Origin of the sequence: Sandarakinorhabdus sp., assembly GCF_041689835.1 — a bacterium.
GTDB lineage: Bacteria > Pseudomonadota > Alphaproteobacteria > Sphingomonadales > Sphingomonadaceae > Sandarakinorhabdus.
Genome location: NZ_JBDNFM010000206.1, coordinates 1 through 16,074, shown reverse-complemented (window position 1 = coordinate 16,074; position 16,074 = coordinate 1). Strand labels below are relative to the sequence as shown.

Below are 16,074 nucleotides of genomic sequence, written 5' to 3'. Positions count from 1 at the left end.
GGCGCGACGAAGCCCGCGTTGCCACCGCGCAAGGCAAGACGCCGCGTGCGCTGTGGGGCAACCAGATCGTGCGCTTTGGCAATGCCGAAACCGAAAACCGCGATTTCGCCGCTGGCCATGCCGCGCGCCTGCTGCTGGGTGGCCGCCAGGTCGACCCGATCAACCTGCATATCCCGGCCAGCATCGCCAAGGCCACTGGCGCCCGCCGCGCGCTGGTCGGCACGGCCGAAAACATCACCGGGCTGCATTTGGGCAAGGTGGCGCTGATCACTGGTGGCTCAGCCGGCATCGGCGGTGCGCTGGCGCGGCTGCTGGCATTGGCCGGCGCCAAGGTGATGATTGTCGCCCGGCGCGAATCCGAACTGGCGGTCGCGCGCGAGCGTATTGTCGGCGAATTGCAGGATATCGGTTTTGCCGGCGTGGAGCGCCGCGTGCGCACCCTGGCCGGCATCGACGTGGCCGACATGAATTCGCTTCGCCACGCCGTTGATGAAACCGTGCGTGCCTTTGGCCGCATCGATTATCTGATCAACAACGCCGGGGTTTCAGGCGCGGAAGAGATGGCGGTGGACATGGGGGTGGATGCGTTCCGCCATACCCAATTTGCCAATCTGATTTCCAATTACGCCCTGATGCACATGGTGGTGCCGATGATGCGCCGCCAGGGTTCGGGTTACGTCCTCAATGTTTCCAGCTATTTTGGCGGCGAAAAACATCTGGCGGTATCGTACCCGAACCGCACCGATTATGCGGTTTCGAAGTCCGGACAGCGGGCGATGGTCGAATCGATGGCGCGGCACCTTGGCCCGGAAATCCAGATCAACGCGATTGCGCCCGGCCCGGTGGACGGCGATCGCCTTGCTGGCCTGGGCGGCAAGCCCGGCCTGTTTGAACGGCGCGGCCGCCTGATTCTGGAAAACAAGCGGCTGAACGCCGTGCATGCCGCCGTGATCAAATCCGTGCGGGCTGGCGGACTGGTGGCGCAGATATTGCCGCGTCTGGCCCGCAACGATTCGGTGCAACTGTCTCACGACAAGTCCAACCCACAGCCGCTGCGCGATCTGGCTCTGGCCTGTGCGCGTGAAGGCGATGAAAGCTGCTGTTGGGATCGGTTCATCCTCACCACGCCGCTGGCGGCCAAGCTGCTCAAGCGCTTGCGGCTGGGTGGCTGGCTGATCGGCACCGAATGGCAGACCCGCGATGAGGCCGACTGGCTCGTGCGCGTGCCGCCCGACGACATGCCGTGGCTACCGGTGGCGCAGAGCGGCCGCGAAGCTGCCAAAGTGCGCGGCGGCGTGCTGAGCCAGCTTCATCTGGGCAAGATGCCGACCGAGACCGAAGTGGCGCAGGCCACCGTGTTTTTCCTGGCCGATCGCGCGGTATCGGGAGAAACCTTCATGCCGTCAGGCGGCCTGAATGTGGAACGTTCACACACCGAACGCGAGTTGTTCGGCAGCCCGAAGGCCGAGCGCCTGGCCCGGATGGGCGGCAAGACAGTGTGGCTGGTGGGCGAACATCTGGCCGATTATATGGGTGCTGCCGCGCAGGGTTTCCTTGATTGCGACGTGGCGCGGGTGGTGCTGATCACTGCGAGCGCCGCCGGTGCGGCGGCGATTGTGGGCCATGTTGGCCGCGGCGCCGAGCGGGTGCATAGCCTTGTCATCGACGGCGATATCGAAACCGCGATGGATGCGGCGCTGGCCAAGTGGGGACATCCCACCACCATCGTTTCCACCCCGCTGAAGCCGCTGCCGGATCAGTTGTTCGATGCCGAAAACCCGCTGGACGGTGACGGATTTGCCGATGTGGTGGAGCATAATCTCACCCATCATTTCCGCATTGCCCGCAAGGTGTCGCTGTTTGATGAATGCCAGTTGGTGCTGGTTTCGCCCGACGTGCCGATGGGCGAGGGCGCCAAGGGTGCGTTTGCGCTGGCCAATTTCGTGAAAACGACGCTGCACGCCTTCACGGCAACGATTGCTGTGGAGAACGAGCGGCTGGTGCACGAAGTGGCGGTGAACCAGATCAACCTCACCCGACGCGTGCGATCGGAAGAGCCGCGCAACGCCGCCGAGCATGACGAAGAGGTGCGCCGCTTTGCCCGCGCGGTGCTGCTGGCCGGGGCGCCGTTGCCCGATGCGGAAGACAGCCGTTACCGCAGTCGCATCTATCGCGGCATGTCGCTGACGGTTTAAGCGGTCAGCCGCCGCTCCACACTGGCCCACAGGCCAGCGAGGGCGGCGGCGGCCGGGCTGATGCGGCCAGCAAGCAACGGGGTGCGCGTCACCGTCATGGCTTCGACGGCAGCGGCATAGGGGATCACCGGCCAATCGGGTTGCGCGGCCAGCGCACCACGGTGAAGCGCCTTGCGGCGATCGGCCATCGAGAACACCGGCATCACCGGAGGCGGTGATTTCATTTCGGTGGCAAGATGTTCGGTGAGCTGTGCCAGTGCGCGTGTCGACAACGGGGAGGGGATGAGCGGCACGACGATCAAATCGGCGGCGCGGAACAGTTGATCGGCCAGTTCAGTGAGCCCGGGCGGGCAATCGAGGATCACCCGGTCATACCGGTTTTCCAGCGATTTCAGCGCCTTTTTAAGCCTCTTCTCACCTTCGCCGGCAAGATCAGCCTCCAAGCGGCGCAACGAGCGATCGGCTGCGAGCACATGAAGATTGGGGTAGGCGGTGGGCTGCACCAGTTCGGCGAGTTCGGCCTCGGCCAGTCCCTTCCGTGCCTTGGCGCCGGCGCGGGCTTCAACTTTCAGCAGCCAGGTCGCGGCGCCTTGGGCATCCAGATCCCAGAGCAGGGTGCGCCGGCCGGACAGCGTGGCCGAAGCATGCGCCAAATTCACGGCAAGCGCGGTTTTGCCCACCCCGCCCTTCACGCTGAACAGGGCGATGCAACGCATGAGGTGGGTCAAGCCGCCAGCGCGGCAACAAGACGATCGCGGATGGCGATTAACGTCTGGCGATGCGTGCCAGGCACGGGCGCTGCCGCCAAGAGTGCTGCTGGCGCTGCGGCGGTTCCCGGCGCGTCCTTGGCCGCCACACCCTTGCCAATAAGCACCAACTGGGCGCCGCGGATGGTCATGCCGTCGTCGTGCAGCAACGCCTTGATCTGGCGCAGGAGCGCCATGTCGATCGGGCGGTAATAACGGCGCGCGCCGGCCCGCTTCAACGGTTGCAATTGCGTGAAGCGGGTTTCCCAGAAACGCAGCACATGCGCGGGCACGCCGATTTCGTCAGCGGCTTCGGAAATGGTGCGGAACGCAGTATCGGATTTGTCGGCCACGTTCCGTCCCGGTGCTTACTTGTTGATGGCTTCGCGCAGCAACTGGCTGGGCCTGAAGGTGAGAACCGTGCGCGGTTCGATCGGCACTTCCACCCCGGTCTTGGGATTGCGGCCAACCCGCAGGCCCTTGCTGCGCAGAACGAAACCGCCAAAGCTGGAGATCTTCACGTTGCCGCCCGAAACAAGCGCTTCGCCGATACGGTCCAGAACCTGTTCGACTAGTTGCGCCGATTCGGTGCGCGACAGGCCGATTTCACGGTGAACCGCGTCGGCCAGATCGGCGCGCGTTACGCTGCCTGCTGTTGCTGTGCCGGTTGAATCTGTGGCCATGACTTCCCCCCATTTGCTGCCTGCCCAGCAGCGTTAGACCCAATCGGGTGAGACAAAACGGCAAGCGAATCTTGTTATGGCGTGATTCTACGCGATTTTTTCCGATTGGCCAGACTAATTGTCGCACCCTGTCGCAGGGCGCGCACGGGCTACCAGCGAACGGCTGCCGCGCCCCAGGTGAAACCGCCGCCCATGGCTTCCAGCAGCAGCAGATCGCCGGGCTGCACGCGGCCATCGCGCACTGCCACATCCAGCGCCAGGGGCACCGAAGCAGCCGACGTGTTGCGTGGCGGTCTACAGTAACCACCACCTGGCTGGGCGAGATGTTCAGTTTTCTGGCGGTGGCTTCGAGGATGCGCAAATTGGCCTGATGCGGCACCACCCAGGCGACATCGGACGGCAGCAAAGATGCGGCCTCAAGAACTTCGCCCATCACACTGGAAAGATTGTTCACGGCGTGACGGAACACTTCCTTGCCCTTCATCCGCAGCTTGCCGGTGGTGCCGGTTGAACCCGGGCCGCCGTCGACATAGAGCAGATCATTGTAGCGGCCGTCGCTGTGCAGCCGGCAAGCGATCACACCGCGATCGCTCGCGTTGTCGCCGGGCTGTTGCTGGGCTTCCAGCACGATGGCGCCCGCACCGTCGCCGAACAGCACGGCCGTGGTGCGGTCTTCCCAATCGAGGATGTGCGAAAAGGTTTCGGCGCCGATCACCAGCGCGCGGTTGTAGGCGCCGGTGGCGAGCAGCGAATCCGCCACTGTGAGCGCATAAAGAAAACCCGAACAGACAGCCGCGACGTCGAAGGCGACGCCGTGGATCATGCCCAATTTGTGCTGAACTACGGTGGCAACGGCCGGGAAGGTTTGATCGGGCGTGGCGGTGGCGACGATGATCAGATCAATGTCGTGCGGCGTCCTGCCGGCAGCGGCCAGCGCCTGGCGGGCAGCTTCGGTGGCCAGATCGGAGGTGAATTCACCTTCTGCCGCGATATGGCGGCAGCGGATGCCGGTGCGCTCGATAATCCATTCGTCGGATGTGTCGAGCCGGGCGGCGAGGTCTTCGTTGCTCAGGACCGTCTGCGGCAGATAGCTGCCGGTACCGGTGATGACAGAGCGCCGCTTGCTCATGCCGCGTCGGGTGCGGCTGCAGTTGCCGATGCCATGTCGACACCCGCCAGATCATCGCGGATGCGCCGGCTGACATCATCGGCCACCAGATCGTGCGCCACGCCGATGGCATTGGCGAGGCCGCGGGCATTGGCGCCGCCATGGCTTTTTACCACCAGGCCATTCAGGCCCAGAAACACGGCGCCATTGTGGGCATTGGGATCAAGATGCGCGCGCAGCGATTGCAGCGCCCCGCGCGCAATGAAATAGCCCAGCTTGCCCCAGATCGAGGCGCGGAAGGCATTGCCGAGCAAGCCAGTCACCAGCCGGCTGGTGCCTTCGGCTGTTTTCACCGCAATGTTGCCTGAAAAACCATCAGTCACCACCACGTCCACATCGCCGGAACCGATCTTGTCGCCTTCGACAAAGCCGATGAACTTCATCGGTAGCCGCGCGCCTTTCAGCACGGCGGCGGCGGCACGAATTTCGCCGGTGCCCTTCAATTCCTCCTCACCGATGTTGAGGAGTGCGACGCGCGGGCGTTCCAGCCCCAGCACGGTGCGCGCAAAGGCCGCGCCCATCACTGCGAATTGCACCAGATTGGTGGCGTCGCATTCGGTGTTGGCGCCCAGATCGAGCATCACCGATTCGGATTTTAGGGTTGGTAACACGGCAGCCAGTGCCGGCCGATCAATGCCAGGCATGGTGCGCAACGCAAACAACGACATTGCCATCAGCGCACCGGTGTTGCCTGCCGAGACGGCCGCATTGGCATCGCCTTGCTTTACCGCATTGATAGCCATGCCCATTGAAGTGCTGCGCGCGCGGCGCAGCGCTTGGCTAGGCTTGTCGCTCATGCCAATGACATCATCGCAATGAATGATCTGTGCGCGCGATGCGAGTCGCGGCCAGCGCACCAGTTCGGCGGCGATCACGTCTTGCCGGCCGAACAACAGGAAGGAGAGGCGCGGATAACGCTCGGCTGCGATATCGGCTGCAGCGATGGCTTCAGCAGCCCCCGCTTCGCCGCTCATCACATCGAGAGCGATGATCGGAGACCGGTTCGTCGTGACTGTCATGTAAACTTGACCAGCCCGCCGGGCGCCGGAATCAGGCTTCGACGGCGACGATTTCGCGGCCGTTGTAGAAACCGCAGGCCCCACACAGATTGTGCGGCAGCTTCAGTTCGCCGCAGTTCGGGCATTCCTGAAACTGGGTCGCCGTCAGCGCATGATGGCTGCGACGCATGTTGCGGCGGGAAGGCGAAGTCTTGCGCTTGGGAACGGCCATGAGGCACCTGTATCCATCAATCTGAAATCGGTCGTTTGATCCGCCACCCGGTGCGAAGGCTGCAAAAGCATCGACCATGGGTTATGGCCGGGCCGAACGCCCCGGATTGACGGAGAAGAAGGCGGCTATATTCGATTTTCGCTCCAGTGCAAGCGTGAATGCCGAATGACCGGTATTGGCCGCTGTGAAAATGCCGCTCGCAAGCATTGGGGGCAATGGGCTAACAGCATATCGTGCTCATCGCGCTTGCCATTCAGAATGTCGTGCTCATCGAAGCGCTGGCCATCGAGTTCGCGCCCGGACTGGTTGTGCTCACAGGCGAGACCGGAGCCGGCAAGTCGATTCTGCTCGATGCGCTGGGCCTCGTGCTGGGCAGCAGAGCTGATGCATCGTTGGTGCGCGCCGGGGCAGATACGGCGCGCGCGGTGGCGGAATTTGCAGTGGGGCCTGATCATCCAGCACGCGCCTTGTTGGCAGAAAATGATCTGGATGGCGGAGATCCACAGAGCGGGGGCGCCATCATCTTGCGCCGCCAGCTGAAAGCCGATGGCGGCAGCCGCGCCTTTGTGAACGACCAACCGGTTTCGGCGGCGCTGCTGCGCGAGCTGGGCAGTTGCCTGATTGAAATTCACGGCCAGCACGATGAACGCGGACTACTCAGCCCGAGGGGCCACCGCGCCCTGCTCGATCAATTTGGCGGCTTCGCCGGACCGCTGGCTGCTACCCGCTCCGCCTGGGAGGCTTGGCGCGTCGCCTGCGCGGCGGCCGATGCAGCGCGCAAACGACTGGCCGCCGATCAGCGCGACCGCGAATGGCTGGACCATGCCGTGGCCGAGCTTGATGCAATGGACGCGCAGCCGGGAGAGGAGGCGGAACTGGCTCTGGCCCGTGCTGCCATGCAGAAGGGCGCGCGGCTGACCGACGATCTGGCGACGATTTCCGAACTGTTTGGTGCAGGCAATGCCTCCTTGGCGCAGGGCGCGCGCCGGCTGGACCGGATTGCCGGGGAACATCCGCTGCTTACCGCGGCGCTGGAGGCACTGGACCGGGCTTTGGCAGAAGGGGGGGAGGCAGAGACAAAGCTGATTGAAGCCACGCGTGCACTGGATGCCGATCCGGCGCGGCTGGAGCAGGTGGAAAGCCGGCTGTTCGATTTGCGCGGGCTGGCCCGCAAGCACAAGGTTGAAGCCGAAGCCCTGCCTTCACTGGCCGCCGAACTGCAGGCGCGCGCGGCCGCACTGGTCGCTGGCGAGGAAGGGCTGATCGCGCTAAATGCTGCCGTGCGCGCCGCCCAAACCGATTATGACAGCAAGGCCGCTGCCTTGAGTGCCGCCCGCGCGGCCGCCGCAGCACGGCTGGATGCGGCAGTGGCGGCCGAGTTGAAACCGCTGAAACTGGATGCCGCCCGTTTTCGCACCCGCATCACCCCGCTGCCCCAGGCCGAATGGGGGCCCGACGGCCAGGAGCGAGCTGAATATGAGATCGCCACCAACCCCGGCGCCGATTTTGCCCCGCTGATCAAGATTGCTTCTGGCGGGGAGCTGTCGCGTTTCATCCTGGCGCTGAAGGTGGCGCTGGCCAGTGCCGGCAGTGCTGGCACCATGATCTTTGACGAGATTGACCGCGGCGTAGGCGGCGCGGTGGCATCGGCCATCGGCGATCGGCTGGCGCGGCTGGCCGACGGGGCGCAGGTGCTGGTCGTCACCCACAGCCCCCAAGTGGCGGCGCGCGGCCACAGCCAGTGGCGCATCGAGAAATCACTGGAGGCGGGCATCACCCGCACGCGTCTGGCGCTGCTTGACGGCGACGCCCGCCAGGAAGAAATTGCCCGCATGTTGTCGGGCGCCGACGTGACGCAGGAAGCCCGCGCTCAGGCCGCTCGCCTGTTGGAAGGAAATTGACCGATGCTTGCTGTTGATCGCCGTCAACTGTTGTCTGCCGCCGCGCTCGCTGCCGCCGGGCCGGCTGCTGCCCAACTGCCGATGCGGCGCCCGGCGCCCTTGCGCCATGATGCAGTGCAATCGCTGATCGATCGTTATGTGGCGGATGGGCGCGTGCCTGGCGCCGTGGTCGCGTTGGTGGAACCGGGCAGCCAACGCCCGCAGTTTGTCACCGCCGGGGTAACCGCTTTTGGCGGCACTGCAAAGGTAACGCCCGATACGCAGTGGCGCATCTATTCGATGACCAAGCCGATCACCGGCATGGCAGTGATGCAGCGCGTCGCCACGGGCGAATTGAAACTGGATCAGCCGATTGCCGACATCATGCCGGAATTCAGGGCAATGCGGGTGCTGATCGATCCCGCCAAAGGGCTGGAATCGCGCGAGGCGGCGCGGCCGATCACGGTGCGCCACCTCCTCACCCACACCGCCGGTTTTTCGTACACTGTCGCTGGCAACGGCCCGCTGGAGAAGGAATACAAGCGTCTGGGCATCCAGCCGGGGAGTGTGCCGGCCTTTCTGCAGCCCGGCGACGGCGCGCTGCCCGATCTCCAGGTCATGGCCCTCGCGCTGGCCGGCCTGCCGCTGGTGCTCGATCCCGGCACGGCATGGAAATATTCGATCAGCCTTGATGTTGCTGGTGCCCTGCTGGAACGATTGACCGGCCAGACGCTCGACAAGGTGCTTGAACAACAGCTGCTTGGCCCGCTGGGCATGAAGGATACCGGATTTTGGGCCCGCGATCCGGCGCGGCTGGCAGCCAATTATCTGTGGAGCGCACCGGGCACCACGGCGCCGCTGGCCAAGCCAATTCCGATTTCAATGCTGGAAAAAGATGGCTTTACCACGCGGCCGCAACTGCTTTCGGGCGGCGGCGGCATGGTCGGCACGGCGCGCGACTATGCGAAATTTGCCCAGATGCTGCTGAACCAGGGCGAATTCGGCGGGCGAACCATCATGCCGCGCGGCACGGCCCGGCTGGCGACCAGCAACCTGATGCCGGCCGGCGTGTTCTATGATGGCAGCAACGGTTATGGCGCCGGAGGGCGGGTTACTCTGTTTGATACGCGCAGCAACAATGCCATCAGCAATCGCGGCTGGGCCGGCAGCCCGGCTGAAGCCTATGGCTGGGGCGGCGCGGCCGGCACGCTGTTCATGGTCGATCAGGTGAGGCAGTTTGCCGTTGTGCTGATGCTGCAGACGATGGCCGACAGCCGGTTGCAGCGGGATGCCGATCTTGCCGCGGCGCTGAATGCCGATGCAGATGGCCGGTGAGCGCTGAAACGCTCACAGCAAAAAAGCGCGCTGAAACGCTCACAGCAAAAAAGCGCGCTGAAACGCTTTACCGCTGGCTGGCGCGGCTGGTGCTGGCGCTGGCCTATGGCTATGTCGGCACTGTCCACCTGAAAAGCCCCGAAGGCTTTCTGCCAATCATGCCCGCGTGGGTGCCATTCCCGCGCGAGGTGGTGCTGTTGACCGGGGTAGCGGAGATGGCGGGTGCCATCGGCCTGATGATCCCGCGCCTGCGCACGGCGGCCGCGTGGGGGCTGGCGGCCTATGCGGTGTGCGTGTTTCCCGCCAACATCAAGCACGCAGCGGAGGGCATCGCTGTGTCTGGCCAAGTCCTGGGCTGGAGCTATCACGGCCCGCGCTTGCTGGCCCAGCCGGTGCTTGTCTGGTGGGCGCTGTGGGCTGGCGGAATTACCGATTGGCCGTTCGGGCGGAGGAAGGGCTGAAGTTTGGCCGGGCAGCATGGCCCCATTGCAGTACCGGCGGCCGCGGGCGCCCCAAGGTGGGGAAGGCGCCCGCGGCCCGGCTGCCTCCGGGTTCTGGGGGGAATGGGGCATTGCCGGTGCCGACTACAGATTAAGATAATTACGAACGTGTAATGTTCAAGGCGCTGCGGCGAAAAAATCCGCGCTGTGGTGTTCAATCGGGCGGTGACAGTCCGTCAGCGATCAGGGCATGGGCGGCTGCCGCAATCTCGTCCGCCGGGCGGCTGTCGTCCCAAACCCCGAATTTCAGGCCCAGAAAGACGTTCATGCCCATGATCGCCCAGGCCCGTACCTGCCAGTCGCCGGGCGTGACCTCGCCGCGCCCAAACGCCTGTTCCAGCGACACGGCATAGCCATCGGCGACATCGACATAATGGCGGCGATAGGCGTCTTCGGCCACGAACGCGCTTTCGTCGATAATCCGGTACAGCGCTTTGTGGGTGCGCACGAACTCCAGATAGGCAGCGAGGCCGGCGCGTTCACCAGCCAGACGGTCCGGAGCAGCAAGGATGAACGGCACCACATGTTCGCGCACCTGGCGGCTCATGTCGGCCACCAGCGCGCGGAACACCGCCTCCTTGGAAACGAAATAGGTGTAAAAACTGCCGATCGCGACGCCGGCACGCTGGGCGATGCGGGCGATGCTGCCTTCGTGATAGCCGCGCGCGCCAAATTCCTCGGCGGCGGCATCCAGGATCAGGCGCAGCGTCCTGCGGCCCCGCGCGGTGCGCGGCTCCTTGCTCCGGATCGCGGTGCGCGGCTGCTTGGTGCTGGCTTCAGGCTGTGGCGTTGCGGTCACACTATCGTCCCAATCCCATCCCCGGCGGCCGGTCAAGCCGGCATTTCGTGCCACCAGAGTTGAATCCTGGTTCATGTTTCAGTATTGCACCTGTCACACGAACACAAGCCGGCGCTGCCAAGGCGAGGCCCCGTGGGGAGAATGTTGATGATCGATGCCCGTTTCCGTCTCGCGCTGCTTGCCACCGCAGGGCTGTTTGCCAGCCAGCCTGCCGCCGCTCAGCAAACAGCCGCCGCTGATGTCGTAGTGAACGATGCGGAAATCGTTGTTTCCGCTCGCCGCCGTGAAGAACGGCTGATCGATGTGCCGGTCGCCGTGACCGCTTTTTCGCAGGCCGATTTGCAGAAATATCAGGCGCTTGATCTGAGCGGCCTGCAGGCTGCTGCGCCCAATCTCAATCTTGTGCAGGGCCGCGGCTCGGCGGGCAGCGCCAATATCTTCATTCGCGGCATCGGCCAACCCGACGCGCTGCAAACCTTCGATCCGGCGGTTGGCGTTTATGTTGACGGCGTCTATCTCAGCCGCATCCAGGGCGCGCTGCTGAACCTGTTCGACGTGGAACGCATTGAGGTGCTGCGCGGGCCGCAGGGCACGCTTTATGGCAAGAACACCACGGGCGGTGCGATTTCCATCGTGTCACGCAAGCCCGATCTTGAGGTGTTCAAGGCGCAGGCTTCGGCGCTGTATGGCAGCTATAATCAGGTCGTGCTCAATGGTTATGTGTCGGCGCCGCTGGCGGGGGACAAGGTAGCGCTCAGCGTTGCCGGCCAGTGGGACAAGCGCGACGGGCTGGTCACCGATCCCCGCACCGGTCGCCGCTACAACGATCGCGACAGCGTCACCGTGCGCGCCATCCTGCGCGCCAAGCCGACCGACGCTCTCGAAATCCTGGTTTCCGGCGATTACAACCGCCAACGCAACGCGCTCACGCTGGGCTATGCCACCGCGCCGCTGATCCAAACCGATTTTGCCACCGGCCCGCGCACGCTGGTGCCGGCCAATCCTTATGGCGCCTATGATTTCCAGGCATCAACCAGCTTTCGCGGCAACGAAGGCCAGCGGCTGGATCATTATGGCCTCAATCTCACCGCCAACTGGTCGCTTACCGATCAGATCACGCTGACCAGCATCACTGCCTGGCGCAAGCTCGATCCGGACCTGTTCATCGACATCGACGCCAGCCAGGCCAAGCTGGGCGATGTGTTCGTGGGCATCGATCAGCGCCAGTTCAGCCAGGAATTGCAGCTGAAATGGTCAGGCGATCGTTTCTCCGGCGTGGCCGGGCTGTTTTACCTGAACGAGAATATCCGTTCGCATCAGGAAGCCTATGCCGATGATCTGTTTGCATTTTTCGGCGGGCCAATCAGCTTCACCCGGTTCATCGACGACAAGCAAAACACCAAAAGCTATGCCGCCTTCGGTCAGGCCAGCTACAAGTTCACCGACAGCGTCAGCCTGACGGCTGGCCTGCGCTACACCCATGAAGAGCGGACCTACGACCGCGCCACAACCACGGCATCGTCCTTGTCGGGCCTCAACGGCATCAGCTTCCGCTTTCCCGGCAGCTTGCCGGCACCGCTGAACCTCGACAACAGCGCGCAATTCAACGCCTGGACGCCCAGCGTCACTCTGGCATGGAAGCCGGACAGCAACAGCCAGATCTATGCCTCGGCTTCGCGCGGGTTCAAATCAGGCGGTTTCAACGGCCGCGCCAACAGCCTGAACGATCTGACCCTGACAGTGAATGGCGCGCCCCAGCTGGTGACGCGCTTCAATCCGGAAACCGTGTGGACGTATGAAGGCGGTGCCAAGGGCAGCTTTGCTGGTGGCCGCGTCTATCTGGCGGGCACCGTATTTTACAGCGATTTCCGTGATTTCCAGGCCCGTGTCGGCGGCGGCGCGGTGGCGGCCTTCCCGGTGCTCAACGCCGGCAGCGTTGCGATCTGGGGTGTGGAAATGGAAGCGGCGGTGAAGCCAACCAAGTATTGGAACCTGCGCGCCAGCCTTGGCTATCTCAACGCGCGCTATGCCGAGTTCAACGATGGCCGCCGTGCCCCGGCCTTCTCGTGCAACCCGACCGGTGCGCAGGTGACCTGCGAACCAGCCTTTGCGCCGCCAATCACCCTTACGCTGGCCAGTGACTACCGCATCCCGGTGGGCGCTGCCGGCAGCATCACGCTGGGCGGCGACGCGCGCTTTGTTGACAAGCACTTCCTCAGCATCGACAACCGCCCCGGCCTGGTCGAGCCTGGCTATTGGTTGGCCAACGCCTTCGTGCGCTTCGATGCAAACGGCGGCCACTGGTATTTGCAAGGCGGCGTGAAGAATCTGACCAACGAGCGTTACCGTACCGATGGCCAGGAATTCAGCTCGGTCGGCAATATCCAGACGGTGTATTTCGGCGATCCGCGCACGTTCAATGCGATGGTTGGGTTCAAATTCTGATCGCAGCCGGGCGAGCGCGCCTGCCGCGCGCCGGCTCCCGGCAAGATCGGCCAGCGAGTCAAAAAGGGTGGGGCCAACACCCCGCCCTTTTTGCCCGCCAGACGGTGCGGTTCAGCCGCGCACTTGGTGTTTCCGGCCTTGCCTCACCAAGCGGGCTCGGCGGCCTCGCCACTGGCCGCGTTCCACTTTGCCGACGTGCAATGCCCTGCTACTCCTGAGCATATGACTGCCGATTTGCCCCCGTCCGACGTTGAGGCTGCCGCTGAACTGGCGCAGCTGGCTGATGTCATCGCGCACCACAGCGAAGCTTATTACCAAAAAGACGCGCCGCAGGTTTCGGACGCGGAGTTTGACGCGCTGGTGCAGCGCAATGCGGCCATTGAGGCGGCGTTTCCTCACCTTGTTCGCAGCGATTCGCCCAGTTTCAGGGTGGGGTCGAAACCGGCGGCCGGTTTTGCCAAGATCACTCACAGCCGGCCAATGCTCAGTCTGGACAATGTGTTCAGCGACGAGGAAGCGCGCGAGTTTGTGGCGCGGGTGCGGCGGTTTTTGAACCTGCCCGAGGATGCCGATGTGCGGCTGCGGGCGGAGGCCAAGATCGACGGGCTTTCGTGTGCGATGCGGTTTGAAAATGGCCGGCTGGCGCACGGCGCGACGCGCGGTGATGGCGCGGTGGGCGAAGAGGTGACGGCCAATCTGGCTTTGGTGGCGGGAATCGCGCATCGGTTGCCGGCAAGTGCGCCGCAGGTGGCGGAGGTGCGCGGCGAGGTTTACATGTCCAAGGCCGGCTTTGCCGCGCTGAACGAACGCCAGGCGCAGGCCGGCGCTAAGATCTTCGCCAATCCGCGCAATGCCGCTGCCGGCTCGCTGCGCCAGCTTGATCCAGCGATCAGCGCCAGCCGGCCTCTGGCTCTCATCGTCCACGGCTGGGGCGAAATGAGCGCCATGGCAAACGGGCCTTTGGGCAGTACGCAAAGCGAAGTGACCGCCGCCATTGCCGGTTGGGGGTTCGACTGCGGCAGCCTGGCGGTGGGCGATGCGAGCATCGACGATTGCCTGGCCTTCACCGCCGATCTGCAGCGCCGCCGCGCCGATCTGCCGTTCGATATCGACGGCGTGGTGTACAAGGTGGAGCGGCTTGATTGGCAGGAGCGGCTGGGCCAGGTGGCGCGCAGCCCGCGTTGGGCGGTGGCGCACAAATTCCCGGCGGAAAAGGCCGAAACCGTCCTGATCGATATCGATATTCAGGTCGGCCGCACCGGTGCACTAACGCCGGTGGCGCGGCTGGCGCCGGTGACGGTGGGCGGCGTCGTCGTCACCAATGCCACGCTGCACAACGAAGACGAAATTGCGCGGCTTGATGTGCGGCCGGGCGACCGCGTTCGCGTGCAACGTGCCGGCGATGTGATTCCGCAAGTGCTTTGTGTGGTGCCGTCGGGCAGCCCGCGCGGTGCCGCGTTCGTGTTTCCCGATCATTGCCCGGCGTGCGGATCGACCGCGGTGCGCGAGGAAGACGGCGCCATTCGCCGCTGCACCGGCGGGCTCACGTGCCCGGCGCAGCGCCATGAGCGGCTCAGGCATTTCGTCAGCCGCAATGCCTTCGATATCGAGGGTTTGGGAACGGAACGGCTGGAGCTGTTCGCCGCCGAGGGACTGATCGAGGGGCCGAGGGACATTTTCCGGCTGCACATGCGCCGCGGCGCACTGCTGGCGCTGCCCGGTTTCAAGGAAAAGTCGGTCGATAAACTGCTTGCAGCTATCGACGAACGGCGCACGGTGGGGCTGGACCGTTTCGTGTTCGCACTCGGCATCCGCCACGTCGGCGAGGTGACGGCGCGCGATCTGGCGCGGGCCTTTGGGTCGGCCGATGCGGTGCAGGTCGCCGCGATGGCGCAGGATGCGGTGAACCGGCTGACGGCGGTGAATGGCATCGGCGGCATCGTGGCCGAAGCGCTGATTGATTTCTTTGCCGAACCTCACAACCGCGAAACTCTTGCAGATTTGTTGGTGCAGGTGACGCCGCAGCCGCTGCCGGCGATCAAGCAGACCGGGCTTTCGGGCAAGACCGTGGTGTTCACCGGCGCGTTGGAGAAATTCACTCGCGAGGCCGCCGAGGCGCAGGCTGAACTTTTGGGTGCGAAAACATCGGGCAGTGTGTCGTCGAAAACCACCTTGCTCGTGGCTGGGCCAGGGGCGGGATCAAAGCTCACCAAGGCGCGGTCCTTGGGAATTCAGGTGCTGGACGAGGATGGCTGGCTGACGCTGGTCGCAGAGGCGCAATCAGAGGCGTGATCGCGCCCGTTTCGTGCTACTATTGCGGCGCTGCCACTGAGTCTGCCGCGTCGCAGATTGTCCTACGCCGCACCGCCTGGCAGCCGGGGGAATCCTCCGTTGACGAGACAGGAGCGTCGCCATGAAGACCGTCCCGAATGGGTTTGGATCGCAGGTGAGCGAGACCAAATCCGCAAGCAGCCAACTGCATACCTCATTTTATGTCGAGCTGACCCCGATTGCGGTGGATGCCCGGCCGTTTCACGCGTTACACGGTATCATACCGGGTGCGCTGGTGGCCTCGTCGCTGCCGACCCATTGGGAGGCCGATCCCGAGGAGCCGGCGCCGCCGACGCCAAAAGCCCAATCCTGATTGCTTGTAATTCATGCGCTGAATGCATGGCTGGTGCCGAGTTTGCTGCACTGCACAAGTTCGTGTGACAGACTTATTACAGCTCCTGTCAGCCGGGAATTGGCCCGGCTCATTATCAGGAGCGTACCAATGAAGGTCGTCACGACTGAATTTGAACCGCAGGTGCGCGCTATTCCGGTTGCCGAAGTCTTGGCCCTCGTTCGCCTCCTTCCTTTGCGCCGCAAGGGTCTCTGGCGCCGCGTCATCCTCACGCCGGCCGTGGTCGAAGCCCGCCTGTTCCACGCGCTGTAAAGCGCGGGGACAGGGGGTAATACCAAGTCGCGATAATCATGACCCATGTGCCCATTGGCGCATTCCGATGGATTTGATGCGGTCTGGCTGATCGATCAGCTTGTTCCAGGCGTCACAGCAGTGATCGACGATTTCGGTGTAGGACCCGAAGATGCGGT

The 16,074-nt window shown here is 64.1% G+C and carries 14 protein-coding genes and 2 pseudogenes; 8 read left to right on the top strand and 8 right to left on the bottom strand.

What is annotated here, in order from left to right; genetic code table 11:
• A partial coding sequence (locus ACESL8_RS11290) for an SDR family NAD(P)-dependent oxidoreductase (protein ID WP_372918878.1) occupies positions 1–2,195 on the top strand: 2,195 nt, incomplete at its 5' end.
• Here ACESL8_RS11290 and ACESL8_RS11285 read toward each other — a convergent pair.
• The 6 genes and pseudogenes from ACESL8_RS11285 to rpmF all read right to left on the bottom strand — a co-directional run bounded on the left by ACESL8_RS11285 (position 2,192) and on the right by rpmF (position 6,022).
• Positions 2,192–2,911 (bottom strand): ParA family protein, encoded by a 720-nt coding sequence (locus ACESL8_RS11285; RefSeq protein WP_372918876.1) that lies wholly within the window; start codon positions 2,909–2,911, stop codon positions 2,192–2,194. The two genes, ACESL8_RS11290 and ACESL8_RS11285, sit on opposite strands and share 4 nt — an antisense overlap.
• An 8-nt stretch (positions 2,912–2,919) precedes the next feature.
• Positions 2,920–3,294 (bottom strand): MerR family transcriptional regulator, encoded by a 375-nt coding sequence (locus tag ACESL8_RS11280; RefSeq protein WP_372918874.1) that lies wholly within the window; start codon positions 3,292–3,294, stop codon positions 2,920–2,922.
• A 15-nt stretch (positions 3,295–3,309) separates the two neighbouring features.
• Entirely contained in the window at positions 3,310–3,624 is a 315-nt protein-coding gene (locus tag ACESL8_RS11275) for an integration host factor subunit alpha (protein WP_372918872.1), read from the bottom strand.
• Positions 3,625–3,773: 149 nt separating this feature from the next.
• A pseudogene (locus ACESL8_RS11270) lies at positions 3,774–4,753 on the bottom strand (beta-ketoacyl-ACP synthase III).
• The gene (plsX, locus tag ACESL8_RS11265) at positions 4,750–5,811 is read right to left on the bottom strand and encodes a phosphate acyltransferase PlsX (protein WP_372918870.1); all 1,062 of its coding nucleotides are present in this window, start codon (positions 5,809–5,811) and stop codon (positions 4,750–4,752) included. Before plsX ends, ACESL8_RS11270 begins: the two are co-directional and overlap by 4 nt.
• 31 nt (positions 5,812–5,842) lie before the next feature.
• Entirely contained in the window at positions 5,843–6,022 is a 180-nt protein-coding gene (gene rpmF, locus ACESL8_RS11260; protein ID WP_372918868.1) for a 50S ribosomal protein L32, read from the bottom strand.
• 233 nt (positions 6,023–6,255) lie between these two features.
• On the opposite strand from rpmF, the gene recN reads away from it, so the two are divergent.
• The 3 genes from recN to ACESL8_RS11245 all read left to right on the top strand — a co-directional run bounded on the left by recN (position 6,256) and on the right by ACESL8_RS11245 (position 9,698).
• A complete protein-coding gene (recN, locus tag ACESL8_RS11255; RefSeq protein ID WP_372918866.1) occupies positions 6,256–7,923 on the top strand; it encodes a DNA repair protein RecN in 1,668 nt (555 codons plus the stop codon).
• 3 nt (positions 7,924–7,926) lie between these two features.
• Entirely contained in the window at positions 7,927–9,237 is a 1,311-nt protein-coding gene (locus tag ACESL8_RS11250; protein ID WP_372918864.1) for a serine hydrolase domain-containing protein, read from the top strand.
• Positions 9,238–9,314: 77 nt separating this feature from the next.
• Complete coding sequence (locus ACESL8_RS11245) at positions 9,315–9,698, top strand: DoxX family protein (protein WP_372918880.1); 384 nt, start codon at positions 9,315–9,317, stop codon at positions 9,696–9,698.
• 193 nt (positions 9,699–9,891) lie between these two features.
• Here the strand turns inward: ACESL8_RS11245 and ACESL8_RS11240 are convergent, their stop codons facing one another.
• Positions 9,892–10,536 (bottom strand): TetR/AcrR family transcriptional regulator, encoded by a 645-nt coding sequence (locus tag ACESL8_RS11240; RefSeq protein ID WP_372918862.1) that lies wholly within the window; start codon positions 10,534–10,536, stop codon positions 9,892–9,894.
• A gap of 147 nt (positions 10,537–10,683) precedes the next feature.
• Here ACESL8_RS11240 and ACESL8_RS11235 point away from each other — a divergent pair, with 147 nt between their 5' ends.
• From ACESL8_RS11235 to ACESL8_RS11220, 4 genes are all read left to right on the top strand, one after another.
• A complete protein-coding gene (locus ACESL8_RS11235; RefSeq protein WP_372918859.1) occupies positions 10,684–12,981 on the top strand; it encodes a TonB-dependent receptor in 2,298 nt (765 codons plus the stop codon).
• A 222-nt stretch (positions 12,982–13,203) separates the two neighbouring features.
• Positions 13,204–15,273 carry an NAD-dependent DNA ligase LigA gene (ligA, locus tag ACESL8_RS11230; RefSeq protein ID WP_372918857.1) on the top strand — a complete coding sequence of 690 codons (2,070 nt, stop codon included), beginning with the start codon at positions 13,204–13,206 and terminating at the stop codon, positions 15,271–15,273.
• A 121-nt stretch (positions 15,274–15,394) separates the two neighbouring features.
• A complete protein-coding gene (locus tag ACESL8_RS11225; protein ID WP_372918855.1) occupies positions 15,395–15,625 on the top strand; it encodes a hypothetical protein in 231 nt (76 codons plus the stop codon).
• Positions 15,626–15,754: 129 nt separating this feature from the next.
• Entirely contained in the window at positions 15,755–15,916 is a 162-nt protein-coding gene (locus ACESL8_RS11220; RefSeq protein WP_372918853.1) for a hypothetical protein, read from the top strand.
• Positions 15,917–15,952: 36 nt separating this feature from the next.
• Here the strand turns inward: ACESL8_RS11220 and ACESL8_RS11215 are convergent.
• A pseudogene (locus tag ACESL8_RS11215) lies at positions 15,953–16,074 on the bottom strand (IS630 family transposase); the annotation flags it as partial.